The sequence below is a fragment of the Sphingopyxis sp. PET50 genome (genome assembly GCF_025244705.1).
Classification (GTDB): domain Bacteria; phylum Pseudomonadota; class Alphaproteobacteria; order Sphingomonadales; family Sphingomonadaceae; genus Sphingopyxis.
In genome coordinates this window covers 479,605-505,086 of sequence record NZ_CP104207.1, presented here as the reverse complement: position 1 = coordinate 505,086, position 25,482 = coordinate 479,605, and the positions used below count along the sequence as shown (strand labels likewise).

At 67.6% G+C, this 25,482-nt stretch carries 25 protein-coding genes and 4 pseudogenes; 4 read left to right on the top strand and 25 right to left on the bottom strand.

Annotation, left to right across the window (positions count from 1 at the left end):
* Positions 1-217: 217 nt before the first annotated feature.
* The 21 genes and pseudogenes from N0A20_RS02675 to N0A20_RS02595 all read right to left on the bottom strand — a co-directional run bounded on the left by N0A20_RS02675 (position 218) and on the right by N0A20_RS02595 (position 16,532).
* Positions 218-532, bottom strand: a complete 315-nt coding sequence (locus N0A20_RS02675; RefSeq protein ID WP_260582489.1) for a LytTR family DNA-binding domain-containing protein — start codon at positions 530-532, stop codon at positions 218-220.
* Between the two features lie 190 nt (positions 533-722).
* Positions 723-932: pseudogene (locus N0A20_RS20470) on the bottom strand (LytR/AlgR family response regulator transcription factor); the annotation flags it as partial.
* A 71-nt stretch (positions 933-1,003) separates the two neighbouring features.
* Positions 1,004-1,423, bottom strand: coding sequence for a sensor histidine kinase (locus N0A20_RS02665; protein WP_260582487.1), 420 nt, complete (start codon positions 1,421-1,423; stop codon positions 1,004-1,006).
* Positions 1,424-1,433: 10 nt separating this feature from the next.
* Positions 1,434-2,030 carry a histidine kinase gene (locus tag N0A20_RS02660; RefSeq protein WP_260582486.1) on the bottom strand — a complete coding sequence of 199 codons (597 nt, stop codon included), beginning with the start codon at positions 2,028-2,030 and terminating at the stop codon, positions 1,434-1,436.
* A 184-nt stretch (positions 2,031-2,214) separates the two neighbouring features.
* Positions 2,215-2,847 (bottom strand): fibronectin type III-like domain-contianing protein, encoded by a 633-nt coding sequence (locus tag N0A20_RS02655; protein WP_260582485.1) that lies wholly within the window; start codon positions 2,845-2,847, stop codon positions 2,215-2,217.
* Positions 2,848-2,920: 73 nt separating this feature from the next.
* A pseudogene (locus N0A20_RS20465) lies at positions 2,921-3,319 on the bottom strand (PA14 domain-containing protein); the annotation flags it as partial.
* The gene (locus tag N0A20_RS02650; protein ID WP_260582484.1) at positions 3,273-4,745 is read right to left on the bottom strand and encodes a glycoside hydrolase family 3 protein; all 1,473 of its coding nucleotides are present in this window, start codon (positions 4,743-4,745) and stop codon (positions 3,273-3,275) included. The pseudogene N0A20_RS20465 and the gene N0A20_RS02650, both read right to left, overlap by 47 nt.
* Complete coding sequence (locus tag N0A20_RS02645; RefSeq protein ID WP_260582483.1) at positions 4,745-5,086, bottom strand: hypothetical protein; 342 nt, start codon at positions 5,084-5,086, stop codon at positions 4,745-4,747. Before N0A20_RS02645 ends, N0A20_RS02650 begins: the two co-directional genes overlap by 1 nt.
* Positions 5,086-6,234, bottom strand: coding sequence for an AMP-binding protein (locus tag N0A20_RS02640; RefSeq protein ID WP_312846592.1), 1,149 nt, complete (start codon positions 6,232-6,234; stop codon positions 5,086-5,088). Before N0A20_RS02640 ends, N0A20_RS02645 begins: the two co-directional genes overlap by 1 nt.
* Positions 6,235-6,403: 169 nt before the next feature.
* Positions 6,404-6,757, bottom strand: a pseudogene (locus tag N0A20_RS20460) (AMP-binding protein); the annotation flags it as partial.
* Positions 6,757-6,900, bottom strand: coding sequence for a tannase/feruloyl esterase family alpha/beta hydrolase (locus N0A20_RS20455; RefSeq protein ID WP_409574762.1), 144 nt, complete (start codon positions 6,898-6,900; stop codon positions 6,757-6,759). The gene N0A20_RS20455 and the pseudogene N0A20_RS20460, both read right to left, overlap by 1 nt.
* A gap of 55 nt (positions 6,901-6,955) precedes the next feature.
* Positions 6,956-7,489, bottom strand: a pseudogene (locus tag N0A20_RS20450) (tannase/feruloyl esterase family alpha/beta hydrolase); the annotation flags it as partial.
* A complete protein-coding gene (locus N0A20_RS20445; protein WP_409574715.1) occupies positions 7,459-8,358 on the bottom strand; it encodes a tannase/feruloyl esterase family alpha/beta hydrolase in 900 nt (299 codons plus the stop codon). The pseudogene N0A20_RS20450 and the gene N0A20_RS20445, both read right to left, overlap by 31 nt.
* Positions 8,355-9,209: an alpha/beta hydrolase gene (locus tag N0A20_RS02630; RefSeq protein WP_260582482.1), complete on the bottom strand. Its 855-nt coding sequence runs from the start codon at positions 9,207-9,209 to the stop codon at positions 8,355-8,357. Before N0A20_RS02630 ends, N0A20_RS20445 begins: the two co-directional genes overlap by 4 nt.
* 11 nt (positions 9,210-9,220) lie before the next feature.
* Positions 9,221-10,693: a carboxylesterase/lipase family protein gene (locus tag N0A20_RS02625; protein WP_260582481.1), complete on the bottom strand. Its 1,473-nt coding sequence runs from the start codon at positions 10,691-10,693 to the stop codon at positions 9,221-9,223.
* The gene (locus tag N0A20_RS02620; protein WP_260582480.1) at positions 10,690-12,384 is read right to left on the bottom strand and encodes an alpha-L-rhamnosidase; all 1,695 of its coding nucleotides are present in this window, start codon (positions 12,382-12,384) and stop codon (positions 10,690-10,692) included. The genes N0A20_RS02625 and N0A20_RS02620 overlap by 4 nt, the downstream gene beginning before the upstream one ends.
* On the bottom strand, positions 12,350-13,141 hold the full coding sequence (locus tag N0A20_RS02615) for an alpha-L-rhamnosidase N-terminal domain-containing protein (protein ID WP_260582479.1): 792 nt from the start codon (positions 13,139-13,141) through the stop codon (positions 12,350-12,352). Before N0A20_RS02615 ends, N0A20_RS02620 begins: the two co-directional genes overlap by 35 nt.
* Positions 13,134-13,946, bottom strand: coding sequence for a hypothetical protein (locus N0A20_RS02610; RefSeq protein ID WP_260582478.1), 813 nt, complete (start codon positions 13,944-13,946; stop codon positions 13,134-13,136). The genes N0A20_RS02615 and N0A20_RS02610 overlap by 8 nt, the downstream gene beginning before the upstream one ends.
* Before the next feature lie 16 nt (positions 13,947-13,962).
* On the bottom strand, positions 13,963-14,334 hold the full coding sequence (locus N0A20_RS02605) for a TonB-dependent receptor (protein WP_260582477.1): 372 nt from the start codon (positions 14,332-14,334) through the stop codon (positions 13,963-13,965).
* The gene (locus N0A20_RS02600; RefSeq protein WP_260583795.1) at positions 14,300-15,436 is read right to left on the bottom strand and encodes a TonB-dependent siderophore receptor; all 1,137 of its coding nucleotides are present in this window, start codon (positions 15,434-15,436) and stop codon (positions 14,300-14,302) included. Before N0A20_RS02600 ends, N0A20_RS02605 begins: the two co-directional genes overlap by 35 nt.
* Complete coding sequence (locus N0A20_RS02595; RefSeq protein ID WP_260582475.1) at positions 15,399-16,532, bottom strand: TonB-dependent receptor plug domain-containing protein; 1,134 nt, start codon at positions 16,530-16,532, stop codon at positions 15,399-15,401. The genes N0A20_RS02600 and N0A20_RS02595 overlap by 38 nt, the downstream gene beginning before the upstream one ends.
* Here N0A20_RS02595 and N0A20_RS02590 point away from each other — a divergent pair.
* A complete protein-coding gene (locus N0A20_RS02590) occupies positions 16,531-16,851 on the top strand; it encodes a hypothetical protein (RefSeq protein WP_260582474.1) in 321 nt (106 codons plus the stop codon). The two genes, N0A20_RS02595 and N0A20_RS02590, sit on opposite strands and share 2 nt — an antisense overlap.
* Here N0A20_RS02590 and N0A20_RS02585 read toward each other — a convergent pair.
* Genes N0A20_RS02585 through N0A20_RS02575 form a run of 3 tightly spaced genes read right to left on the bottom strand, consistent with a single transcriptional unit; the run spans position 16,841 to position 21,114 of the window.
* Positions 16,841-17,626, bottom strand: coding sequence for a DeoR/GlpR family DNA-binding transcription regulator (locus N0A20_RS02585; RefSeq protein WP_260582473.1), 786 nt, complete (start codon positions 17,624-17,626; stop codon positions 16,841-16,843). The genes N0A20_RS02590 and N0A20_RS02585 overlap by 11 nt on opposite strands.
* 58 nt (positions 17,627-17,684) lie before the next feature.
* Positions 17,685-18,980 carry an L-rhamnose catabolism isomerase gene (rhaI, locus tag N0A20_RS02580; RefSeq protein WP_260582472.1) on the bottom strand — a complete coding sequence of 432 codons (1,296 nt, stop codon included), beginning with the start codon at positions 18,978-18,980 and terminating at the stop codon, positions 17,685-17,687.
* Positions 18,981-18,999: 19 nt separating this feature from the next.
* Positions 19,000-21,114, bottom strand: coding sequence for a bifunctional rhamnulose-1-phosphate aldolase/short-chain dehydrogenase (locus tag N0A20_RS02575; protein ID WP_260582471.1), 2,115 nt, complete (start codon positions 21,112-21,114; stop codon positions 19,000-19,002).
* Between the two features lie 114 nt (positions 21,115-21,228).
* Between N0A20_RS02575 and N0A20_RS02570 the strand changes: the two genes are divergently transcribed.
* Genes N0A20_RS02570 through rhaT form a run of 3 tightly spaced genes read left to right on the top strand, consistent with a single transcriptional unit; the run spans position 21,229 to position 24,875 of the window.
* A complete protein-coding gene (locus N0A20_RS02570; RefSeq protein ID WP_260582469.1) occupies positions 21,229-22,647 on the top strand; it encodes an FGGY-family carbohydrate kinase in 1,419 nt (472 codons plus the stop codon).
* Positions 22,644-23,786, top strand: coding sequence for an FMN-dependent L-lactate dehydrogenase LldD (gene lldD / locus N0A20_RS02565; protein ID WP_260582468.1), 1,143 nt, complete (start codon positions 22,644-22,646; stop codon positions 23,784-23,786). Before N0A20_RS02570 ends, lldD begins: the two co-directional genes overlap by 4 nt.
* Before the next feature lie 27 nt (positions 23,787-23,813).
* Complete coding sequence (rhaT, locus tag N0A20_RS02560) at positions 23,814-24,875, top strand: L-rhamnose/proton symporter RhaT (RefSeq protein ID WP_260582466.1); 1,062 nt, start codon at positions 23,814-23,816, stop codon at positions 24,873-24,875.
* A 4-nt stretch (positions 24,876-24,879) separates the two neighbouring features.
* Here the strand turns inward: rhaT and N0A20_RS02555 are convergent, their stop codons facing one another.
* A complete protein-coding gene (locus N0A20_RS02555) occupies positions 24,880-25,482 on the bottom strand; it encodes a TetR/AcrR family transcriptional regulator (protein ID WP_260582465.1) in 603 nt (200 codons plus the stop codon).

The following is a 25,482-nucleotide window of genomic DNA, read 5'->3' as shown; positions in this document are numbered from 1 at the left end:
TTTCCTTTTGGCAAACAGAGACGAGACGATGGGTCCCGGATTTGGCGGATCGTGATACGGGAAAGGCGATGCCCCCTTACGCGCAAGCCATGACCCACCGATCCAAGGGGCTAAATTTGCTTTTGACCGAGGCCAATCCGCGATGCGCCCGGCATCCCCACCGGGCGATGAACGTCACATCGGATCGGTCGGGTCCGGCGATCCCGGTCGGGGTCCTTCAGCCATACCGGGCGTCTTCATCGCCCTGGATGCGGCCGAGAAAGGTTCTGAGCCCGCCGCTATAGGTGCGTCCCACCGGCGCCTCGTCGCCATTGACGAGCGTCGCGGTGACCGCGCCGGTCGCCTTGCGCCGGACCCGTACGATGGCGCTCCTGCGGCAAATGGCGGACCGGTGAATGCGAATGAACTGGCCGGGATCCAGCATCGCCTCCAGTTCGGACAGCGTGGTCCGCGCCATACCGCCGCCGGTCCGCGCATGGATCCGGACATAGTCGCCCTGCGCTTCGAACCAGAGGATGTCGTCGATCGCCACCCGATCGAACGCCTGATGACGATGCACCCAGAGGCTGTCTTCGTCCGACGGGCCGCATGGCCGGCTCACTGTGCGGCTCCCGCAGCCGGGCGGCGGCCGCCGTGTCGCGGCCGAGCCAGCGCTGCGCCCGGCGGATCGCCGTGCGCAGCCGGTCACGCGAGACGGGCTTCAGCAGATAGTCGACCGCTTCCACCTCGAACGCCCTGGCGGCAAATCCGGCGTGGGCCGTCACAAAGACGATGGCGGGACGCTTCCCCTGGGGAAGGCGTTCGAGAAGATTGAAACCGTCGAGGCCGGGCATGGTGACGTCGAGCAGCACAAGATCGGGCTTCAGTTCCCCGATCATTTCGACGGCCCGGCGCGCGCTGGTGGTGGACTCGACCAGCCGTACCTCGTTCATGCCCCGCAGCGAAGCGGCGAGGCGGCGGAGCGCCAGCGGTTCGTCATCGACGAGCAGTGTGCGCAAAATCCTCATGACGGTCTCGAAAGCGGCAGGTCGAGGACCGCGCGATAGCCGCCCCGCGCATCGGGCGCCGCGATCAGGCGGCCGCGGCTGCCGAAATGGGCCTCCAGCCGGTCCCTGACATTGGCGAGTCCGAGGCCGCTTCCGCCCTCGGGTATCTCGCCCGCCCCGCCGTCGTCCTCGACGATCAGGCGCAGTTGCTGATCCCGCTCCTCGGCCGCGATCGTAATCGTGGTCATCGTCTCCGACCGGCCGACGCCATAGCGCACGGCGTTCTCCACCAGCGGCTGCAGGATCAGCGACGGCACCAGCGCCGAGCGCAAGGCGTCGGGAACATGGATGGCGACCTGCATCCGGTTGCTGAAGCGCGCCTCCTCGATCGTCAGATAGAGGCGCAGCAGGCGAAGCTCTTCGCCGAGGCGGATCATGCCGTCCGATTCACCGGCCGGCCGCGGCGCGGATAAAGGTCGACAGATTGAGCAGCATGGCCTCCGCCTGCCGGTTGCGGCGCTCCAGAACCAGCGCGGAGATGGAATTCAGCGTGTTGAAGAGGAAGTGCGGATTGATCTGATATTGCAGCGCCGCGACCTTCGACTTCTGGGCCAGTTCCTGCAGCACGAGCGCGCGTCTCAACTGGTCTTCGGCTTCCCAATGATAGACGAGCGCAAGATGGGTGCCGGTCCAGGCCAGCGTATAGCCGAACCAGGCCATGATCCATTGCGCCGATTCGGAAGCCGAGATGCCGGAGGTATCGGGAAGCGGCGCGATCACCCGGTTCAGGGTCAGGCTGAACATGGCGATCAGCACCGCCATGACGAGCGCGCCGACCAGCCCGCAAATCACGCGCCGCGAAAAGGACAGGCTCCGCAGCCCGTCGAGGATATAGGCCATGGCCAGGCAGAGCGCGGTCCCGAACGCCGCGGTGAGAAGGCGGCGCGGGGCAACGACGTCAAAGGACCAGGGCGTCGCGAACGACGCCCTGATCGACAACATCAGGAAGGCGAAGAACCAGAACGCGCCGATCAGGATGAGCACCGAGCGGCGTCGGGAGCGTTTCGCCTCCCGCGTAACGCCAGGAGAATCGTGGGACATCGCGACCATTCGAGAGCATCGAAAGCGCCCAGCTAGAACAGTCGGCCAGCAAAGCCAACAGGCGTGAGGCGGCGCCACAAGCGCTGCGAGGGACGTTGACCGCGCCTGCGCGACGTCTGGCGACCGGTTAGTCCGCCAGAACCTCCACCTCGCGCATTTCGCGGATATCCTCCGACGATGCCCCGGCCATGATCCGGTAGCGGCCCGGGACCACCCGCCAGCGGCCCTCATCGGCGTCGAACCGGGAGAAGGCGCGAGGATCGAGCGTCACGCTGACGGTCTTGCGCGCGCGGGTAGGGAGGTCGATCTTCGCGAAGCCGCGAAGCGCGAAGGGCGGATCGGCGGGAACCGGCGTCACCGGCGCGACATAGAATTGCACCACCTCCTTGCCGGCGCGCGCGCCGTCGTTGCGCACCGTCAGGCGCACCGGCAGCGCCTCGCCGCCGCGGGCGCGGGCTGGCGCGGACAGGCCCGAATAGGAAAAGCGCGTATAGCTCAGCCCGTGCCCGAAGGAGAAAAGCGGCTTCACTCCTCTGGCCGCATAGCCGCGATAGCCGACTAGCAGCCCTTCCGAATAGGCGACCTTGGCGCCCTTGATATTGACGATGTCGTCCTCGCTGCGCGCGGGGAAGGTCACCGGCAGCTTGCCCGAAGGATTGACCTGGCCCGTCAGAACCCCAGCCAGCGCCGCCGCCCCGCCCTCGCCCGGCAACCACATATCGACGATCGCCGGCGCCTTGTCGTGCCAGGGCATGGTCATCGCCGCGCCGGCTGTTCACGACCACCACGGTCCTTGGATTGGCCGCGAGGATCGACTCGACCAGCCGGTTCTGGTCGCCGGGCAGGTCGATCGTCTCGCGATCATAGCCCTCGCCCTCGGTGGTCGAGGAAGAGCCGACGAAGACCACCGCCGCATCGGCGCCGCGCGCCGCGGCGACCGCCTCTTCGAGCGAGGGCAGCGGCTCGCGCACGCCAAAGCTCAGATATTCATAGGGCGTCTGCCCCGTCGCATAGTCGATGCGGACCGGATAACCGCGCCCTGCCTCCAGCGTCACCGCCACGGTGCGGCGCGGGATCGGAAAGCCCAGCACGTCGCGCGTGTCGGGCTTCGGCGCGGTATCCTTGCTCAGCACGGTCTTGCCGTCGAGGCTGACCGTCGCATTGCCCGTGCCGCGGACGCTGAATTCATAGGCGCCGCTCTTTTCGGGCCAGAACGTCCCTTCCCAGCGCAACGCGGCATAGCCGGTGACCTGCGGGCTCGGCGATATTGCCGCTGATCCGCTTGAGGAAGCTCGTCACGGTCTCGCTCCGCACCGGCGCGCCGCTCATCGCGGCATCGGCATAATAGGTCGCTGCCAGCCCCTTGGTGCCGCGATCCGGGCCGGGGCTGAACCATTCGGGGTTCGCGCCCGGCGGCGTCTCCTCATTGTCGACACCCTTGGCATAGGCGACATCGACGCCCGGCAGCGCGGCCTTGAGCGCGTCGAGCGGCGTGATCGTCTCGAACGGCGCGACCTGCGAACTGCCGCTGCCCTGGATGCGGACCACATCGGCATTGGGCCCGATCACCGCCAGCGACTTGATCGACGACGGAAGCGGCAGGACACCCTCATTCTTCAGAAGCACGATCGCTTCCTCGGCCGCCTTCTGCGCGAGCGCGGCGTGGCGTGGCGGCGTATCGGCCACCGGGCGCGGAGCGCCGCGTTCGATCGCGCCGCTGCGCACGATCATCCGCACGACGCGGCGCGCATTGTCGTCGATCTGCGTGGGGCTGATCTCTCCCTTGTCGACCGCCGCCTTCAGCTTGGGGCCGAAATGGGTGGGCGGCCCCGGCATTTCGATATCGAGCCCGGCGTTGACCGCCGCCGCCGTCGAGCGCGTCGCACCCCAGTCGGACACAACGGCGCCCCTGTAACCCCATTCGGTCTTGAGCAGGTCGGTCAACAGCCAGCGGTTCTCCGAGGCATGGGCACCGTTGACCTTGTTGTACGCGGCCATCACCGACCAGGGATCGGCCTCCTTCACGACGGTTTCGAAGGCGGGGAGATAGATTTCGCGCATCGTGCGCGGGTCGACGACCGAATCGACGATGAAACGGTTGGTCTCGCTGTTGTTGGCCGCGAAATGCTTGAGCGAGATGCCGACGCCGGTTCCCTGCACACCCTTCACATAGCCCGTTCCCATCCGCGCGGTCAGATAGGGATCTTCCGAATAGGTCTCGAAATTACGGCCCCAGCGTGGCGTCCGCACGATGTTGACGGTCGGCGCGAGCAGCATGTCGGCGCCGTGCGCGATCGTCTCTTGTCCGATCGCCCCGCCGACCTCTGCCGCAAGGTCGGGATTCCACGTCGCGGCAAGCGCGACCGCCACCGGAAAGACGGTCGCGGGCCGCCCCTCCGGCGAACGCACGCCGGTCGGGCCGTCGGTCATGCGGAAGGACGGGATGCCGAGCCGTGGGATCGGGTTCAGCGTCATCGAAGATTCGCCCGCGAGCAGCAGAATCTTCTCGTCCAGCGTCAGCCGTGCCATCAGATCGTCGACCCGCGCTTCCAATGGTGCGTCCTTGTCCTTGTAGACCATGTCCTGCGCCGCGGCGCCGGACAGCGCCGTCACCGACGACAGGAGCGCCGCTGCGAGACAGGCTGTCCGGCCCTTCATCACTTGATCTCCGCCAGGTCCGCCGCGGTCGCGGCCAGCATCTCGTCGGTGATCTTGCCATTGGCGTAGGGCTGAAGCTGGTTGAGGCTGATCGCCTTGAACATCTCATATTCGGGCAGCGCGATCATGCCGGGGAAATGTTTTTCGATCACCGCCTTGCCCTTTTCGTCGGCGACGATGTCCTGCAGCGGCGTGTCGAGGGTGAACTTGCCGTCGGCGGCAGGCGCCTTCGCCTCGTCGGTGGGGGCCGGAGCCGGAGCGGGAGCCGGCGTCCCGCCGGTCTGCGCCTGAGCCGCGGCGGCAGCGGCAAGCATCGCGGCGGCAAGCATCATCTTCTTCATCACATATCTTCCTTTCCTAAGTCTGCGACCATTGTTTCGCGAATCAGATATTTCTGGATCTTCCCCGTCACGGTGGTGGGGAAGGCATCGACGATACGGACGTATCGCGGCACCTTGTAATGCGCGATCTGCCCCCGGCAGAAGGCACGAATGGCCTCGTCATCGGCCTCGGTCCCGGGCTTCAGCCGGACCCAGGCGCACAGCTCCTCGCCCATCCGCGCATCGGGCACGCCGACCACCGCGACATCCTCGACCGCCGGGTGGCGATAGAGATAATCCTCGATCTCGCGCGGGTAGATATTCTCGCCGCCGCGGATCACCATATCCTTCAGGCGCCCGACGATATTGCCATAGCCCTCGGCGTCGATCGTCGCGAGGTCGCCCGAATGCATCCAGCCTTCGGCGTCGATCGACTCCGCGGTGCGCTCGGGCTCGCCCCAATAACCGAGCATCACCGAATAGCCCCGCGTGCACAGCTCGCCCGGCTGGCCGGCGGGAACGATATTTCCGTCGGAATCGACGATCTTGCATTCGAGATGCGGCTGCACCCTTCCGATCGAACCGACGCGGCGTTCAAGCGGATCGTCGGGCGAGGTCTGGAAGCTGACCGGGCTCGTCTCGGTCATGCCATAGGCGATGGTGACATCGCGCATGTTCAGCCGCCCGATCACCTGCCGCATCAGCGGTTCGGGACAGATCGCCCCCGCCATGCAGCCGGTGCGCAGCGACGAGACGTCGAAATCGTCGAAGCCGGCGTGGGCCAGCACCGCGATGAACATCGTCGGCACGCCGTAAAGCGCGGTGCAGCGCTCCGCCTCGACCGCGCGCAGCACGGCCTCCGGATCGAAGCCTTCGGACGGATAGACCATCGCCGCGCCATGGGTGACGCTGGCCAGATTGCCCATCACCATGCCGAAGCAATGATAGAGCGGTACCGGGACACAGATGCGGTCGCCCTCGCCCAGCCCCTGTGCGCGGCCAACGAAATAGCCGTTGTTGAGGATGTTGCGATGGCTGAGCGTCGCCCCCTTGGGCAGGCCGGTGGTCCCGCTGGTGAACTGGATGTTGATCGCCCCGTTCGGGTCGAGCTCCGGGCCGATCTCCGCAAGGCGGGCGCGCTCTGCCGGCGCCCGCCAACTCCGCGACATCGTCGAAACCCAGCCAACCCGCGCGCGGACCCCTGCCGATCAGGATCGCGGCGCGCAGGCTCGGCAGCCGCTCGGCGTGCAGTCCGCCCGGCGCGCTTTGCGAAAGCTCGGGCGCCAGTTCCTCGATCATCGCCGGATAGTCGCTGGACTTGAAGCTGGTCGCCGCGACGAGCGCCGACAGGCCGACCTTGTTGATCGTATATTCGACCTCCGACAGGCGATAGGCGGGATTGATCGTGACAAGGATCAGCCCGGCGCGCGCGGCCGCGAACTGGGTCAGCGTCCATTCGGCGCAATTGGGCGCCCAGATGCCGATGCGGTCGCCCGGCTGCAATCCCAGCGCCAGCAGCCCCGCCGCGAAGGCGTCCGACCGTTCGAGCAGCTCGGCGAAGGTCCAGCGGATATTCTGTGCGACCGAGACCAGCGCATCGCGGTCGCCCCAGCGCCCGGCGGCGCGTTCGAGCGCCGCACCGATCGTGTGCTCGATCAGCGGCGGTTCGGCGGCGCCGGTGACATGACTCATCATTGTCCCGGCGCCTCGCAGGTGAAGCTTGCCGCTTCGTCGGTCGGCCCCTTGCCATCCCATTTCGCGATCTTCGGGAAAGGGCACAGCGGCCGGGTCCGCCCCGCCTTCAGCCGGCAGGCCGAGATAGGCGAAGAGATCATTGTCATATTTGGTCGCGATAATGCGGTCGGGCGCGGGGCTGCCCTGCCGCCACGCATCGACCGTGCCCAGTGCGTCGAAGATGTTCGGTCCCGGCCCGGCGAAACAATGCGACATGCCGGGCACCATGAACAATCGCACCGACGTCGCCGCCGCCTTCGGCTGGGCTGCGACGAGCCGCTGGTAATAGGCGATCGTGCTGCCCGGCGGGATCGCGGCATCGTTCCAGCCGTGATAGAGCAGCAGCTTACCGCCGCGCTTGAAGAAGGGGGCGAGCGCCACGCCATCGGCATCGAGATCGCCGCCGACGCGCTCCTTTGCGAGCGGATAGTCGCGCGCGAGGTCGAAATCCGATAGCTGCCAGTCGGCCTTCCCATGCACGAAATAGCGGAAGAATTGCGTCGAGAATTTCGCATGTTGCGAATTGGCGCCCGTCAGCCACTGGCTCCAGGTGCCCGCCTCAGCCTCGGCACCCGGCGCGAAACCGGGGTAGAAGGATTTGCCGTCGGCGGTCTTGGGTCCTTCGTAGAAGTGCGTCGCGGTCGCGACCTCGGCCGGCGTCAGGCAGTCGGCGCCGCCCTCCCCCGGCATGCAAGCTTCGCCGGGTCGAAGCGGCAGACGCGCGGGTCCTCGATCACGCCGTCGGTGACGCCGTCGAGCGCGTCGCACTCCCCGAGCGAGGCGGTCTGCAACAGTTTGAGTTTCGCCGGCGAGAGGTCGCCGCCGGGCTTGCCGGCCGCGATCGCATTGGTGGCAAAGGCGCTTGCCATGCGCGTCCAGGGGATCGCCGGCGCGCCCGCGACGATCGCGTCATAGTCGGCGGGATAGCGCTGCGCGAACGTCAGCGCCTGGCGCCCGCCGTCCGAACAGCCGTGGAAATAGCTCGCGGCGAGCGGCGCCTCATAATAGGCCGCGATCACCTCTTTCGCGGTCTCGGCGCCGGCATGATTGGCGCGCCAGCCATAATCGCGCACCTTCTCGGGCGCGTTCAACGCCCAGCTTGCATCGACGTCGCTCTCGCCGACATGCCCCATGTCGGTACCGACCGCCGCATAACCCTTTTGCACCGCACCGCGCATCAGCAGGGAGGGCAGCAGCATGTTCGCGCCGAAACCGCCGTTGCCCGCGCCCATCAGCTTGCCGTTCCAGCCGCTGCGCTCGGGCAGCCACACTTCGACCTTGATCGACGATCCCGGCACCGGCGTCAGCGTCGCCTGCACGCGACAGAAGGCGGCGGGCGCAGGCAGGCCCGGTTGCCCCGCCTGCAGGTTGACGACCGCCCCGCTGGAAAGCGGGGTCGCGGCATCGACCTTGCCATACGCCAGCCCCAGACCGGCCAGCGCTTCGCAGCTATCGACCTTTTGCACCGCCGGGACCGCGGGAGCGGATGCCGTTTCGCCGGTTGCGCAGGCGGCAAGCGACATGGTGCCGGCGAGCAGGAGGAAGGATACCGCCCTCATTGGCCGAGCAGTCCCTGGCTTCGCATCCACCCGGCCATATCGTCCGGCCAAGCATCGCTCGGCTTGCCGCTTTTCGCCATGCCGAAGCCGTGGCCGCCCGCGGAATAGGTGACGAGCTTCGCGGACTTGGCGGCGCCGGTCCACGCCTCGGCCAGCCGGAGGCTGTCGCCATGCGCGAGCTTGTCGTCGTCGGCGACCGCAACGAACAGCGGCGGGGCATCCTTCGGCGCCGCGATCGTATCGGGCAGCAGGCCCGGATAGATGGCGATGGCGAAATCGGGGCGGCTCTCGGGCTTGTCGGCGAGCAGCGTCCACACCGTGACCGCACCGCCCGCCGAAAAGCCCATCAGGCCGACGCGGTCGGGCTTCACCCCATAGCGCGCGGCATTGGCACGCACCCAGGCGACCGCTTCCTCGCCGTCCGCCGTCGCGAGCGGGCGCAGCGGCTCGACCGCGGCGCGCAGGCCGGGAAGATCGTTCAGATAGCGCATCAGGCTGAGCGGGAAATCGGCGCCGGTCTCGATCAGGCGATATTTGAGCACGAAGGCGGTCACCCCTTGGCTGTTCAGCCATTTCGCGACCGCCGCGCCTTCATTGTCGATCGACAGCATGTGAAAGGCGCCGCCCGGCGCGACGATCACCGCGGTGCCGTTCGCCTTGCCTTCCTCGGGCAGATAGGCGGTCAGCGTCGCATCCGACACATTGCGCACGATCGTGCCGAAGGGGCCGGTTTCGGTCACTTCGGCCGACGTCGCCGGGACCGGGTCGGACGACAGGCGGATCACCTCCCACGCGCAGGCGGGGATCGCGGCCAATGCGAGCGCACCGGCGGCCAGAATGGAGAGACGCATGATCATATCCTTCACTTTCTCGCCTCGCGCGCTGCTGCGATCGCCGAGAGCGCCGGGCTCGCGGCGGATTCCATGGCCGTCGCCGCGACACCGATCGACAGAAGCTGCGGCGCGCCCGCGTCGAGACGCGACCATCGCGCCAGGCTGTTTCCGTTCGGGTCGCCGGTCCTGGCGAAATTGGTCCAGTAATCGCCGATCGCCCTGGCGGCAGCGCGGTCGGCCGCGCTCGCGTCGGGCGGCAGATTGCCGAACTGGAAGGCGACGTCGGACGCATGGACCGCGCCCACGTCCGGTTTGCGCTGCGCCTCGGCGACATAGCCGAAGCGATAGAGATAGGCTGGCGCACCCGCGCGCGTCTGCATCAGGCCAAAGGCCAGCGCGGGTTCGGCAAAGATGATGTCGCCGCCGACACGCCGGTTCGCTTCCTCCTCGTCACCATAAGCCGCCATGACGGCCTCGCCCCCCGCACCGAGCCCTTCGAGCGCGGGCTTGTTCACCATGCCCCGGAAGGCGCCGGGCACGAAACCTAGTTCGTCGTCGTTGCTGCCGACGATGAGCGGGATCTTCGGCTGCCCGCCCGCCGCGAAGATCGCGTCGGCGTGCCCCGGCACGACCGCACCGTCAGTGATCGGCCCCGAATAGCGGTCATCTTCCTTGCTGAAGAGCGTGATCCCGCCCAGCACCGTGTCGGCCGGCAGCGCACGCAGCGCCGCCGCGTCGGCGGCCTTGACGCCGGCGGCGAACGCCTGTCCTTTGGCCTGCGCCTCGGCAAGCGCGGGCCAGCGGTCGCGGCCGCCGCCCGAGGCGACGATCGCGCGCGCGAACAACCCCTTCGCTTCGGGCGAAGTCATCAGACGAATTACCGATTCGCCACCCGCGCTTTCGCCGAAGATGGTGACATTGGCCGGATCGCCGCCGAAGGCCGCGATATTGCGCCGGACCCATTGGAGCGCGGCGATCTGATCCATCAACCCCCAGTTGCCGCCGCCCTCCAGGGCAGGATGCGCGAAGAAGCCGAAACGCCCGAGCCGATAATTGAAGCCGACCACGACGACATCGCGCCGCGCCAACGCCGCCCCGTCGGTTTCGGGCAGCGACGCCGATCCCCCGACGAAGCCGCCGCCGTGGATCCAGACCATGACCGGCAGCTTTGCGCCTTTCTCGGCGCGCGGCGTCCAGACGTTGAGGAACAGGCAGTCCTCGCTCATCGGCCGCTCGCCCGCCTTCGCGCCCGGCAGCGGATTTTGCATGCAGTCGGCGCCATAGGCGGCGGCGTCGCGCGGCGCGGTCCAGGGCGCGGCGGGCGCGGGCGGGCGCCAGCGGCCCTCGCCGACCGGCGCCGCGGCATAGGGCACGCCCTTGAAGGACATAATGCCATCGGCTGTCGCGCCCGCCACCGGCCCGCTGTCCGTCGCCACCTGCTGTGCGGCGGCGGGGACGGCCATCGCGCAGAGCGCGGCGAACAGAGCGATGCTGCGGATCATGGGGTCCCTCCGGTGGTGAAAATGAACGTGCCGGGACCGGTGCGATAGACGGCATGGCCCGCCTCCCGCCGCACCGCCTCGGCGCCGACGGGGCGGTCACCGCCCCGAAAGCCTCGGGCACCCAGATTTCGCCGCGCGTGTTCGGCGGAACCTCGGCGGTCAGCGTCAGCTCGGCCGTCCGCGACCGTCCATCCCGAAAAGGCGCGGCCGTGGATCGTGTCCATCGCCGCCTCGGCGTTCGCCAGCCCGTCCGGAATCGCGGGCTTGACAAGCACGACCTTGTATCCCGGCGCGCCGGGGCGCAGGCCCGCGACCCGCTGACGCAGCCAGTCGGCGATCGAGGCGAAATAATGATGATCGCGCGAGCGGCTGTTCAGGCTCCACGTCTCGAACATGGTCGAATGGCCGTTGGCGATCCACCACCCCCAGCCCGGCTCGTCGGTGCGCGTCGCGACGCGATAGGCGATGTCGGCATGGCCGTAATCGCTCAATATTTCGAGCAGATAGCGCGTACCAAACACCCCGGTGCGCAGCCCCTGGCGGTCTACATCGCGCGCGATCGCGTCGGCGACTCCCTGCTCCGCCCCCTTCGGCGCCATGCCGAAGGCGAGCGGCAGGACATTCTGCACCTGTGTCGGCGGCCCGGCGGCCCCCTTTGCATCGACGGTGCGATACCAGCCGTTCGCGGCGTCCCAGTAGCGCGCGTTATAGGCCGTGCGGATGTCCTCCGCGAGCCTGGCATAGCGCGCTGCATCCTCGGCCTTGCCGACGATGGCGGAGGATTTCGCGAGCAGGTTCGCCTGATGGAAGAAATAGGCGGTCGTCACCGCGTCGATGCCGCCCCCGCGCGCATTGGTGAAATCCATCCCGCCGACGGCTGCCCATTCGGACAGGCCCGCCGCCCGCTGGTAGCCGGGCGCCTTGATGAAGGTCGCGGTATAGTCGACCAGCCGCCGCTGCATGTCCTGATTGTCGGCCAGCACGCGCGTGTCCCCATAGGTGGTATAAAGTTCCCACGGCAGGATCATCGCCGCGACGTCCCATGGCGTCGTGGGTCCCCAGATGACGTTCCAACCGGGGCTGTCCTCATAGCCATAATAGGGGGTCGTCGGCGCGATTTCGGGCAGTTCACCCTTGTCGGACTGAGCATCGCGGAAATCGCCGAGCCATTTCGTCCAGACGCGCGCGATGTCGAGGCTGCGCGCCGCCGCCCCCGCGGACGCCTGCGCGTCGCCGGTCCAGCCGTTCTTTTCATAGGTCGGCGTGTCGGTGACGAAGCCGTGCAGATTGTTCAGGATCGTCGCGGTCGCGGCCGCGTCGATCCGGTCCAGCAACGGATTGCTGCTCGCAAAGCGGCCGGTGCGCGCGACCGCCGAATGGACGATGCGCGCGGTCAGCGCGCCTTCGGGCGGCGTGCCGGGAAAGCCCTGCACCTCGACATAGCGAAAGCCGCGATAGCCGAAGCGCGGTTCCCATCGCTCCTCGCCCCTCCCCGCCAGCGTATAGCGATCGGTCTGCAACTGCGCGTCGATCAGGCCGGCGGCGGGAACCACCCGGCCGTCGTCGGCGATGCGCTCGCCCGCGACCATCGACACCGTCGTGCCCGCCGCGCCCGCGACCGTCAGCACCGGCCAGCCAGCGACGATGCGCCCGAAGTCAAAGACATGGATGCCCGGCGCCGCCTCCGCCACCGCGACCGGAGCGATCGAATCGACCGGTTCGATCGTTTCCGAATTGGCGGCGACGAGGCGGCCGAGCGGGTCCGGCGACCAGCGTCGCTGCCTGCCATTTGCGGTCGCGGAAACCCGGCACGTCCCAGCCCGCCGGAACGCGGCGCGCGTCGAAACGCTCGCCGCGATGCACCGAATCGTTCAGCGTCGGACCCGACACCGTCCGCCAGCTGCCGTCGGTCGCGACCGTCTCGCGCGTGCCATCGGCATAGGCGATTTCGAGCTGCGCTTTCAGCGCCGGTTCGCCGTGCCAGGGCGCGGCGTGGAAATACCATTCATTGGGATCGGTCAGCCCGTACCAGCCGCGCCCCAGTTCGGCGTCGGCGACATTCTCGCCCCGCCGCAGCAGCGCGGTCACGTCATGGGTGTAAGTCAGCACCCGCTTGTCATAGGCCGTGAAACCGGCGCCGAGCGGCGAGCCCACGGCCTGTCCGTTGATCGACAGCCGCGGCATCCCCGCCCCCGCGACATAGAGGCGCGCGCTCGCGATCGGCTTCGTCACGCGAAAGGCGCGGCGCACCAGCGGCGCGGGACTTTCGATCGGCAGCACCAGGTCGACGCCGCGCACGCCGCTCGCGACCACCAGCCCCGCCCCGGTCACATCGCCGCCGGTGAAGGGATTGTCGCCGCCCGCGAAATCGACCGTCACGGCTGCGCTGCCGCTTCCCGAAACGCGCACGCCATGCACGATCGCCGATTCAGCTTCCTTGCTAGGCAAAGCCGATCGTGCCGTGCGAATGCGCCGCATCCTCGATCGTCGCGACCACCGTCCCGTCGAAACTGGTCACGATCCGCGCGCCCTCGGCCCGGATCGTTAGCCGGATCCGCCGTCCCCTGATCGTTTCCGGAAGCTTCACCTGACCCAGCCGCTCGGTCTTGACCGCCGAACTGGCGCCGCCAGGGTAGCGGCGCACCGACTGGATCAGCTCGGGCCCGTTCCCGTCCTCGGCGAGCGTCCAGACATAGGCGTCGCCATAGCTTTTGCCGTGCGGCAGCGCGCGGAACAATATGTCCACCGCCTTGCCGGTCAGCGTCAGATCGACATCGAGCGTCAGGTCGCTCCAGTCATGGTCGCGCCGCTGCGGCCCGCCGATCCACCGCGCTTGCCAGTCGGACGGCGCGAGCAGCCCCATTTCCCACCAGCCGGGCGCGCTCCAGCCGCTCGCCCGGCCATCGGCATCCCACACCTGCACCTGCCACCAATAGCGCTGGCGCGCAGCGAGCGCCGGACCGGCATAGGCGATCTGCACATTCGCATCCGATTCGACCCGCCCGCTGTCCCACAGCGGCGCGCGTTCGAGAGCTTCCGCCGAGGTCGCGACGCGAATCCGATAGGCGGTTTGCTGCGCGACCGGCGACCGCCAGGCGAAGCGCGGCGCGGCGACGTCGAGCCCGAGCGGCGCCTCTGCATATTCGGTGCGGAGCGCCGACGGTTCGCCCTGCGCCGTGGCGGCGGAGGCGAGCGCGATGCCGACCGCCGCCAGCGCGCCCAGGATCAGGCCCCGCAAGCTTCCGGTCGGCAACAACACATCCTCCTCGTCAGAATTTGGTGCGAATACCGAAGGATATCAGACGGCCCAGCGTGCTGCCATTGGTATAGCCGGCGGCATTGTTCAGGAAGGGCGGATCTTCGTCCAGCACATTGTCGATGTTGAGCGTCAGCAGCGTGTTCGGCAGCAGATCGTCCAGATTATAGCTGAAGAAGAGATCCACCGTGTTGAAGGCGGACACGCGCGTCTGCGGCGGTACGCCAAGCAGCGGATAGCCGCCGCGATGATTGAGCGTCGCGCGCGCCGTGAAGTCGCCGAGCGTGCCGCCGAGCGATGCGGTGAAGAAGAAGCGGCCGACGCCGTTCTTGAGGTCGTCGCTGAAGGGTTCACCCTGAACGACCTGCGTTTCGCGGTTCAGCAAATAGGTGCCCGCAAAGGCAGCGTTCAGCGAACCGAAGCCCGTCGGCTTGGCTATAGGCGAGATTGAAGTCGATGCCGTCGACATTCACCGCGCCCAAGTTGGCGCGTTGTGCGAAGAAGAGCACATAGGGCGAACTGATCGCATAAAGCGTCGCAAGGTTCGGGACGCCGTCGATGCGCAGATCGCCCGCCGCCGCCTGCGCCTGCGCAAGCGTCGGGTTCAGGATATAGAAACTCGAATAGGCGGGGTTCGAGAAGAGCACGGGCGACGTCACCGGCGGTACGGCGATCGCATTCTTGAACTTCACGTTGAAATAGGTCGCGCTGGCGACGAGCCCCTCGATCGCCGCGGGCTTGAGATCGAAGCCGAGCGACCAGGTATCCGCCGTCTCGGGCTTCAGATTGGCGTTGCCGCCGGCGATCACCAGCGTCGGGCGCAGCGCGTCGAAGGGCGAGCTGTCGGGCGCGCGGAACGGACTGAACGGCAGCACCTGCACGCGCGAATCGACCGAATTGCCTAGGTCGGCAAGGCTCGGCGCATGGAAGGACGTGCCGTAATTGCCGCGGATGGTCAGCGCCTCGAACGGCTTCCAGGTCACGCCGATCTTCGGATTGGTCGTGCTCCCGACATCGTTGTAATCATCGTAGCGGATCGAGCCCGACAACTCGAGGCTGTAGAAACCCGGCGTCGCATTGTCCGACCCGAAGATCGGCACCAGCACCTCGCCGAACAGCGACTTCACCGTGCGCGAGGTATACGCATTCATGCCCGTGATGGCATTTTGCGGGCCGCTGCCGGTGAAGGACTCGATATTCTCGTAGTGATATTCGGCGCCGACCGCGAGACGGACGTCACCGCCCGGCATCGCGAAGAGCGGCCCGTCGAGCACGAACCGCCCTTCGGCCAGTTCCTGCGTCGCCTCGCCATAGTTGACGAAATCGTTGATCGCCGCGAGCACCGCCGGCGAAGTGGCCGACAGATTATAGGGATTGAGCGCGGTCGCTGCCGTCGTTCCGGCGAGCGCCAGCGTCACTGCGGTGGCGTTGATCGAATCTTCGGTCGATTCATTTTCGCTGCGCCCGAAATTGGCGAGCGCGCGCAATTGCCAGCCGCCGCCCAGCTCGAATTCGAAGCTGGGGGTGACGCCGTACGAGGTGAAGCTCGACGGGCTGACATTGGCCGGGCCGAACACATCGTCGAAGGCAAAAGCGACATTGTGCGACGTCTCGGCTCCGATCGGCTGAAAGAAGGGATTGAGCGCGGTGATCGTCCCGCTCTGGCTGCTCTGCGCCGTGCGATGCACCGTGTCGCGCTTCGACCAATAGGCCGAAAGATTGAAATAGACGCTGTCGCTGAGTTCCTGGGTCAGGCCGGCAGAAGACGCTGTGCCGCTCCTCGCGCGGATAGATGGCGGCATAATCGGTCTGGTCGCAGCGGTTGAGCGTCCCCGGCGCGCGGCCGGGCAGTGCATAGGTCGTCGTGCCGACGGTGATGTTCGCGAGCGAACAGGCGGTGCTGCGGAAATCGCCGCCGCCGCGTGCGGCTTGGTCGGCGGTCGCATAATCGCGGTCGAGCCCGATCAGATCGTCGTGCCAGGCATAGGCATAGGAGATGAAGACCGAGCCCGAACCCCAGTCCTTGCCCGCTATGATGCTGGCGTCGACCGTCTGATAGTCCTTGGCAAAGCCGTAGCGCGCGTTGACGCCGATGCCGTCGTAGCGGTCGCGGGTGATGAAGTTGATCACGCCGCCGATCGCGTCGGAACCATAGATGGAGGAGCCGCCGTCAGGGATGACGTCGACGCGCTTGATCACGTCGGGCGGGATGACCGAAGGATCGAAGCTGGTCTGCAGGATGCCCGCGCCGACCATGCGATGGCCGTTCATCAGCACGAGCGTGGTCGACCCCCCGCTGGCGCCGAGATTGCGGATATTGGGGCGCACGATCGGATTGCCGAAATTGCCGACACCCGCCGGGATTGTCCCGAAATTGCCGACCTGCGGAATCGAGGCGAGCAGGTCGTTGGCCGAGGCGGCGCCGGTGGCGATCACCTCTTCCTCGGTCACGCCGATGACATTGGTGCCGACCGGCGCAACGCCGCGCAGCAGCGTACCGGTGACGACGATCGCGGCATCTTCCGATTCGCTGCCCGAGGCATCGGCGTCGGCATCCTGGGCATGGGCGACGCTCGCCGCCATGAGTGCCGCCGCGCATGCCAGCGCTGAAGCGCCGCGGCACCGGATATCGCGCCGCGCAAGAAAAACCGAACCCGCTGCAGTCATCACCTTCATCGCATTCCTCCCTGCCCCGCATCGCTGGCGGAAATCTCTTTGGCTGGAAGGCGGGCGGATGTTCCGTCGGCAACCCTCCAATACGCGCGCTTCTTTCGAGCGCTTTTGCATCATTGCTCAATATTTGTCTTTAATGATCACGTCAATGATCAAATTCAATCATCACGCGACACAAGAACGGCCGCACAGAGGGTGGAATTCCCGAAAAGGGGCCGTCAGGCGATGATGATGCGGATGCCGGCGGCTTCCATCATCAGCCGGTAGCGCGGATCAATGCCGGCGTCGGTGACGACAACGTCGATCTCGTCGAGCGCGCAGACGACATTGCCCGAGGGGCCGGAGAATTTCGAGCTGTCGACCAGCACGATGATCTCGTCCGCCCGCTCGATCAGGCGCCGTTCGGCGGCGACCAGGATGACGTCGGCCTGCATCAGCCCGGCAGGCCCCATCGACGCCGCGCCCATGAACAGCTTCGGCGCGTGAAAGCGCGGCATGCCATCGTCGCCCGCCGCCGACAGCACGATATTCTGCTCGCGGAACACCTGCCCCGACGGTACAAGGATGCGCGTCGTCGGCTGCGGCAGCAGCGCGCTGACGATGTGCAGCGAGTTGGTGAGCACCTGCAGCCCGAGCCCGTCGAGGTGCGGGCACATCTGCAACGTCGTCGATCCGCCGTCGATCATCACGCCCTCACCGGGAATGCACAATCGGGCGGCGGCGCGGCCGATCGCTTCCTTCGCGGCGCGGTTGCGGCCTATATTCTCGTGGAACGGCACGCCCGACAGCCCCTCCTGCGCGACAACCGCGGCGGGCGGAGCCGGGTCGGCGCGTTTTGCACCGCCGCGGATGCGCGTGATCAGCCCCGCCTCCTCCAGCCGGTCAAGGTCGCGGCGGATCGTCGCCGGCGATGCCGCCACCCGCGCCTCCAGGTCGCGGAACGACACGAAACCGCGCTCGCCCAGGCTGTCGAGGATCATCTTTTCGCGTTCGGCTGCGTGCATGTCGGCCCCTGTCTATGCGCCTATTTGACGGGAGCTGCGCCGGGTTGCAACGAAATGATTAGACGATGCCCGCCGCGGTGCCCGCCGCCTGGCGCTCCCGCGCCTTGCGCGCGCGCCAGCCGCTGGCGCGATAGGCGGCGATCGGGTCGATCGCCCCGCCCGCCCCGGCCCGCGCTTTCGCGAGGATCGGCGTCACATCGGTGCGGTACGCCTTCCGCAGCGCCTGGAACGCCATCATCGTGTCGTTCGCTTCCTGCGCCGCGAGCAATTCCTCGCGGTCGACGAGCAGCGCCTTCGCATAGGCACCGGCGATCGCCTCGGCCGACGACAGCATGCTTTCGATCGGATCGGTGACATTGTGCGACTGGTCGATCATATAGGCAGGGCGGAAACCGCCGCGCGGGTTCATCTCCGCCTCGACCAGCTCGTTGAACACCAGGAACAGCTGGTGCGGATTGATCGAGCCCGAATCGAGGTCGTCGTCGCCATATTTGCTGTCGTTGAAATGAAAGCCGCCGAGCTTGCCGAAGCGGTGCAGCCGCGCGACGATCTGCTCGATATTCACATTGGGCGCGTGGTGGCCGAGATCGACGAGGCACTTCGCCTTGTCGCCCAGTTCCTGCGCGACGAGGATCGAACTGCCCCAGTCGGAAATGACGGTCGAATAGAAGGCGGGCTCGTAGAGCTTATGCTCGATCAGCATCCGCCAGCCGTCCGGCAGCGCCGCATAGACCGCCGACGCCGCGTCGATATAGCGGTCGAGCGAGCGGCCGAGATCCTGCTGTCCCGGAAAATTGGTGCCGTCGCCGACCCACACGGTCAGGTCGGTCACGCCCAGTTGGGCCCCGATCCCGATGCATTCGATATTGTGCGCGATCGCCTGTTCGCGCACCTCCGCGCGGGTCGAGGAGAGCGAGCCGGTGGCATAGCTCGCCGCCTGCCCCGGCTGGTCCTGGAAAGTGTTGCTGTTTACCGCGTCGAAGCCGAGGCCCAGCGCCGCCGCCTCCTCGCGCAGCGCGCGATAGTCGCTCACCCGGTCCCAAGGGAAATGCGGGCTGACGCGCGGCGTCATGCGGCAGAGCTGCTGGATGACCGCGCAATCCTCCAGCTTCTCGTGGATGTTGGTCGGCTCGCCGGGAATCGGGAATTTGGCGAAGCGCGTGCCGCCGCGCCCGGCGCCCCAGCTCGGCACCGCGACCGAAAAGCCCGCGACCTTCGACGTCACCGCCTCGATGTCGATCCCGCGCCGGTGAAGCTGGCGGCCGAGGCTGTCAAAATCATCGTCGAGTGCGTCGGAAAGCCCGGCGTTCAGGCGTTCGACGATATCCCGCGCCACAGGCGAATCGGTCGCCATATCCGTCTCCCATCTTCGTTTATCGCGTAAAGGCCTGGGCGTTGCCCGCATCGACGTTGATCATGTTGCCGGTCGACTTTGCCGCCATATCGCTCGCAAGGAAATAGACGGCTTCGGCGACATCCTCGGGCAGCACGTCGCGCTTCAGCAGCGAGCGGTTGCGATAATGCGCCTCCAGCTCGCTCCCCGCGTCGATGCCGTGCGCGCCCGCGCGCTCGCGGCGCCAGTCGCCGTCCCAGATGCGCGATCCCTTGATCACCGCGTCGGGGTTGACCGTGTTGACGCGGATGCCATGCGGCGCGCCTTCGAGCGCGAGGCAGCGCGCGAGATGCAGCGACGCCGCCTTGGCCGAGGCATAGGCCGCGGCGTTGGTCGCCGCCGCGATGCCGTTCTTCGACCCGATGAAGACGATCGAACCGCCGCCCTGCGCCTTCATCAGCGGAAAGGCGGCGCGCGCGGTCAGGAAATAACCTTGTGCGAGCACGTCATAATTGCGCTGCCACAAATCGAGGCTGGTATCCTCGATCGGCGCCGAAGAGGCGATGCCGGCATTGGCGACGAGGATGTCGAGCCCGCCGAACTCGCGCGCGCATTCGGCGAAGGCGGCGGCGACCTGCGCCTCGTCGGTGACGTCGCACAGCGCGGCGCGGACCTTGTCGCGGCCGAAGCGGCCTTCGAGCTGCCGCGCCGCCGCGGCCAGCGCGTCGGCGTCGCGGTCGACCAGCATCACGCAGGCATCGTCCGCCGCCAGCCGCTCGGCGGTCGCCGCGCCGATCCCGCCCGCGCCGCCGGTGACGAGCGCGATGCGCCCGGCGAGCGGCTTCGGCCTGGGCATGCGTTGCAGCTTCGCCTCCTCGAGCAGCCAATATTCGATGTCGAACGCTTCCTGCTCGTCGAGCCCGACATAGGAACCGATCGCCTCCGCCCCGCGCATCACATTGATCGCATTGGCATAGAATTCGCCCGCCAGCCGCGCCGTCGCCTTGTCGGCGGCAAAGGTCATGCGGCCGATGCCGGGCACCAGCACGACGACCGGATTGGCGTCGCGCATCGCGGGTGAATCGGACCGGGCGCAGCGCTGATAATAGGCGGCATAGTCGCGGCGATAGGCCTCGATGCGTTCGCCCAGCCACGCGGCCTCGCCGATCCGCGCCGGGTCGAGCACCAGCGGCGCGATCTTGGTACGCAGGAAATGATCGGGGCACGAGGTGCCGATCGCGGCGAGCCGTTCGAAATCGCGGCCGCCGACGAACTCCAGCGTCTCGGCATCGTCGGCGAAATGGCCGACGCGCCATCCGCCCATCAGTCCGCGCAGCAGCGGCATCAATACCCCTGCCGCCGACGCGCGTTCGGCAGGGGATCGCGGCGGTGCGACCTCCCCGCCGAACGCGGGCCCCCCGGCCAGTTTCCGGTTCAGATAGTCGGCGGCATCGGCAATCAGGTCGATCGTGTTGGCATAGCAGGCCTGCGCCGTGTCGCCCCAGCAGATAATGCCGTGCCCCGCCAGCATCACGCCGCGCAGCCCGGGATTCGCCGCAACGAAATCGCGCAGCTTCAACCCCAGATCGAAGCCTGGCCGCTGCCACGGCAGCCATCCGACCGCGCCGCCCCAGATCGCCCGCGTCGCGGCCTCGCCCTCGCTCGACGCCGCAAGCGCGATGATCGCGTCGGGATGGACGTGGTCGACATGGTCGAAGGGCAGATAGGCATGGAGCGGCGTGTCGATCGACGCCGCGCGCGGGTTGAGCGCAAAGGTGCAGTGCGGCAGATAGCCGACCATTTCATCCTCGTGCGCGAGGCCGCGATAGAGGGTTTCGAGCCCCAGCAGCTTGTCGAGATAGAGCGTCGAAAAACCGTCGAGCCGCATCGACCCGATGTCGCCGCCCGATCCTTTCACCCACAGCACGCGCACTGCATCCCCGGTGAGCGGATCGCGCGCGTCGAGCTTGGCCGAAGTGTTGCCGCCGCCGAAATTGGTCACGGTCAGGTCCGAACCCAAAAGATTCGAGCGATAGAGCAGCAAGTCCTCGGGCGTCTTTCCTGCCGCCTCCGCATCCGACCAGCGATTCGGCGGCACGGCGAAGCGAAGCGCAGCGGCCTGGGATTTGGGTGAGGCATCCAATAGCTCGGACATGCGGTTATCCGTTGTTTCGTTGTCGGGCGGCTTGTATCGAAATCGCTGGCATGTTGCAATCAGTTTCGATAAAGTTCGATCAAATTCGGTCGCAAAGAAGCAAAGAGGGAGAGCATGACGGGCCGCGCTACCATCGTCCTCGACGTCGGAAAGACGCTGGCGAAGCTCAGCCTCTGGTCGCCCGGAGGCACACTGATCGAACGGCGGATGCGCGCCAATGCACGGGTGGAAGCGGGCCACTATATCGCGCTCGATGCCGCGGGAATCGAAACGTGGGTGGCCGAGACGCTCCGCGACCTCGCCAGGCTAGCCGACGTCGGTGCAATCGTGCCGGTCGGGCACGGCGCCGCGGCCGCGATCATTCGCGGCGACCGCCTCGCCTGCCCGCCCCTCGATTATGAAGAGCCGATGCCGACGATGCTGCGCGCGCCGTACGACGCGGAGCGCGGCCCCTTTACCGAAACGGGATCGCCCGCCCTCCCCGATGGGCTCAATCTTGGGGCGCAATTGTACCGGCTCGAAGCCATCGACCCCACCCTGCGCGAAGGCACCCGGATATTGCCCTGGGCACAATATTGGGGCTGGCTGCTGTCGGGCGTCGCGGCGTCGGAAGCGACCAGCCTCGGCTGTCACACCGACCTCTGGAACCCGCTCGCCGGCTGGCCGTCGGCGCTCGCCGAGCGGCAGGGCTGGGCCAGCTGGCTCGCACCGCTCCACCGCGCGGACGATATTCTCGGTACGCTGACGCCCGCCTGGGTCGCACGCACCGGCCTGCCCGCCGACACCGCGATCTATTGCGGCCTTCACGATTCGAACGCCGCGCTGCTCGCCGCGCGCGGCTTTGCCGAGATTGCCGGCCATGAATCGACCGTGCTGTCGACCGGCACCTGGTTCGTCGCGATGCGCTCGCCCCGGGACGCGGCTTCGGTCGAGACCGGCGCGCTCGACCCGGCGCGCGACTGCCTGATCAATGTCGATGCTTTCGGCAAGCCGGTCCCTTCGGCGCGCTTCATGGGCGGGCGCGAGATCGAGACGCTGATCGGGCTCGACACGCGGCGCATCGACATCCGGCCCGACCAGTCCGCACTGCTTGCCGCGCTGCCGCAGGCGATCGAAAGCGGCGCCATGGTCCTGCCAAGCTTCGCCCCCGGCTTCGGCCCCTTCCCGCATGGCCGCGGCCGCTGGGTCGCGATGCCCGGCGACCCTGCGGCGCGGCGCGCGGCCGTATCGCTCTATGCGGCGCTGGTCGCCGACACCGCGCTCGACCTGATCGGGACGAAGGAGCGCCTGCTGATCGAGGGGCGCTTCGCCGAAAGCCAGGTCTTCGTCCGCGCGCTCGCGACGCTGCGGCCCGATGTCGCGGTCTACGTGGGCAAGGCGCACAACGACGTCTCCTATGGCGCGCTTCGCCTGCTGGGAGCCGCGCTGCCGCCCGCCGAGCCCCTCGAACGGGTCGCGCCGCTCGGTCTCGATCTTGCACCTTACCGCGACCAGTGGCGACGCGAGGCGGAGCATATGGAGGAAGCGGCATGAAGCCCGCGTCGATCGCCGACTATCGCAAGGCCGCGCGCCGGCGCCTGCCGCGCTTCCTGTTCGATTATTTCGACGGCGGCTCCTACGCCGAAACCACGCTGCGCGCGAATATCGCCGACCTTCAGGCGATCGCGCTGCGCCAGCGGGTGCTGAACGATGTGTCGGCGATCGACCTGACGACCGAATTGTTCGGCCAGCAGCTCGCGATGCCCATCGCGCTCGGTCCCATCGGGCTTGCCGGCATGGCGGCGCGGCGCGGTGAGGTGCAGGCGGCGCGCGCCGCCGCCGCCGCCGGTATTCCCTTCACCCTGTCGACCGTGTCGGCCTGTTCGCTCGCCGAGGTCGCGCGCGGCTGCGATACGCCCTTCTGGTTCCAGCTCTATATGGTGCGCGACCGCGGCTTCATGCGCGCGCTGCTCGAACAGGCGCGTGCGCATCGCTGTCCGGTGCTGGTCTTCACCGTGGACATGCCGTTGCCCGGCGCGCGCTATCGCGACTATCGCTCGGGCCTCGCGGGGGCGCCGGGCCTCGGCGGAAAGCTGCGCCGCGCCGACCAGGCGGTGCGGCGCCCGCGCTGGGCGTGGGACGTCGGGGTGAACGGCCGGCCGCACCAGCTCGGCAATGTCGCGCCGCTGCTCGGCCCGAAGTCGGGGCTCGAGGATTTCCTCGGCTGGATGAAGCATAATTTCGACCCCGGCACGAGCTGGCGCGACCTCGATTTCATCCGCGCGCATTGGAGCGGTCCGATCGTCGTCAAGGGCATATTGGACGCCGAGGACGCGCGCGCCGCCGCCGCCGCCGGGGTCGACGGCCTCGTCGTCTCCAACCACGGCGGCCGCCAGCTCGACGGCGTGCCCTCGGTCGCGCGCGCCTTGCCGGCGATCGCCGACGCGGTCGGCGACCGGCTGACCGTTCTCGCCGACGGCGGCGTGCGGTCGGGGCTCGACGTCGTGCGGATGCTCGCGCTCGGCGCCCGGGGCGTGCTGCTCGGCCGCGCCTGGGCGTTCGCGCTCGCGGCGGCGGGCGAAGGCGGCGTCCGCCATGTGCTGGAATTGATCGAAGCGGAGATGCGCGTCGCCATGGCGCTCACCGGCAAGACGCACATCGGCGCCATCGGACCGGAGTCGCTGGCCGCCTGACCATCGTCACAAGGGGAGGAGAGGATTATGGACGCGAACCCGCTGCTCGGCGTGTTCTTTCACTGGCTGGGCGGGCTGTCCTCTGCCAGCTTCTACGTGCCCTACAAGCGTATCCGCGGCTGGTCGTGGGAAATCTTCTGGATCACCGGCGGCATCTTCTCCTGGCTGTTCGCGCCCTGGCTGCTCGCCGGAATCCAGACACACGACCTGCCGGGCGTGCTCGCGGCAACACCCGGCGACATCTGGTTCTGGTGCTGGTTCTGGGGCGCTATGTGGGGACTCGGCGGGCTGACCTTCGGCCTCACCATGCGCTATCTCGGCCTGTCGCTCGGCATGGCGGTGGCGCTGGGGCTGACCACGGTGATCGGGACGATGGGGCCGCCGGTCTTTCGCGGCACGCTGGGTGAGCTTGCCGCGACCGACGCCGGGCGGATCGTCTTCATCGGCATCGCGATCACGCTTGCCGGCATCATCCTCGTCGCGCAGGCGGGCCGCCGCAAGGAACGCGAGATGGGCGGCGCGGACGCGGCGCCCGACGCCGGCGAGTTCGACCTGCGCAAGGGGCTCGCCATCGCGGTCTTCTCGGGCATCATGTCGGGCTGCTTCGCCTGGGGCCTCGATGCGGGCCAGCCGATCCGCGACCTGACGCTGCGCGCCGGAACCGATCCGCTGTGGCAGGGGCTGCCGGTGCTGTGCGTCGTGCTGCTCGGCGGGCTCACCACCAACCTCGTCTGGTGCGCGATCCTGATCGCCCGCAACCGCAGCGCGCGCGAATTCGTCGGCGCGCCGGTACGCGGCACGAGCGAACGTCCGCCGCTCGCGAGAAATTATGCGCTCGCGGCGCTCGGCGGGACGCTCTGGTATTTCCAGTTCTTCTTCTACACGATGGGCGAAAGCCAGATGGGGCGCTTCGGCTTCTCCAGCTGGACGCTGCACATGGCGAGCATCATCCTCTTTTCGACCCTGTGGGGCTTCGCGCTGCGCGAGTGGGCGCCCGCAAGCTCGCGGACGCGCACGCTCGTCTGGTTCGGGATCGGCGTGCTGATGCTGTCGACCGTGGTGATCGGCTACGGCAACGCGCAGGGCTGACGGGTCAGCGGATCACCAGCCGCACCAGCGCGTCGATATGGGCGTCGATCGCGGCCTTGTTGGTTGGATCGACGCCCCAGACGCGCTGCACCTCGGGTGCCAGCGTATAGAAAAGCTGCGCGCCGCCGACGAGGATATAGACGAGCGCCGGCAGCGACGCGGGCGGCACCAGCCCCTCGTCCTGCAGCCACTGGACGAAAGCGCCCGACGAGCGGCTGGTGCGGACGATGAAGGTGTCGACCATCCAGCGGAACCGTTCGGTGTCGCGGCAGCTTTCCTGCACCATCAGCCGCGCATGTTCGGGATGCTGCGCCCAATAATGGACACGCTGGCGCAGCATGTCGCGCGCATAGTCCTTCTTGTCCTCATAATCCTCCAGCTTCGGCGAATGGGCGATCTCGCCGAGCTGGCGTTCGAACAGAAAGGTCACCGCCTCGCGCCACAGCGTTTCCTTGTTCTGGAAATGATATTTGATCAGCGCATGGTGGACGCCCGCCAGGTCCGCGATGGCGCGCGTCGAGGTGCCCTCGAAGCCATGCGTCGAAAATTCGTGCAGCGCCGCTTCCAATATATTCGCCTTGGTGGCTTCCTTCTGCCGCGCGCGCAT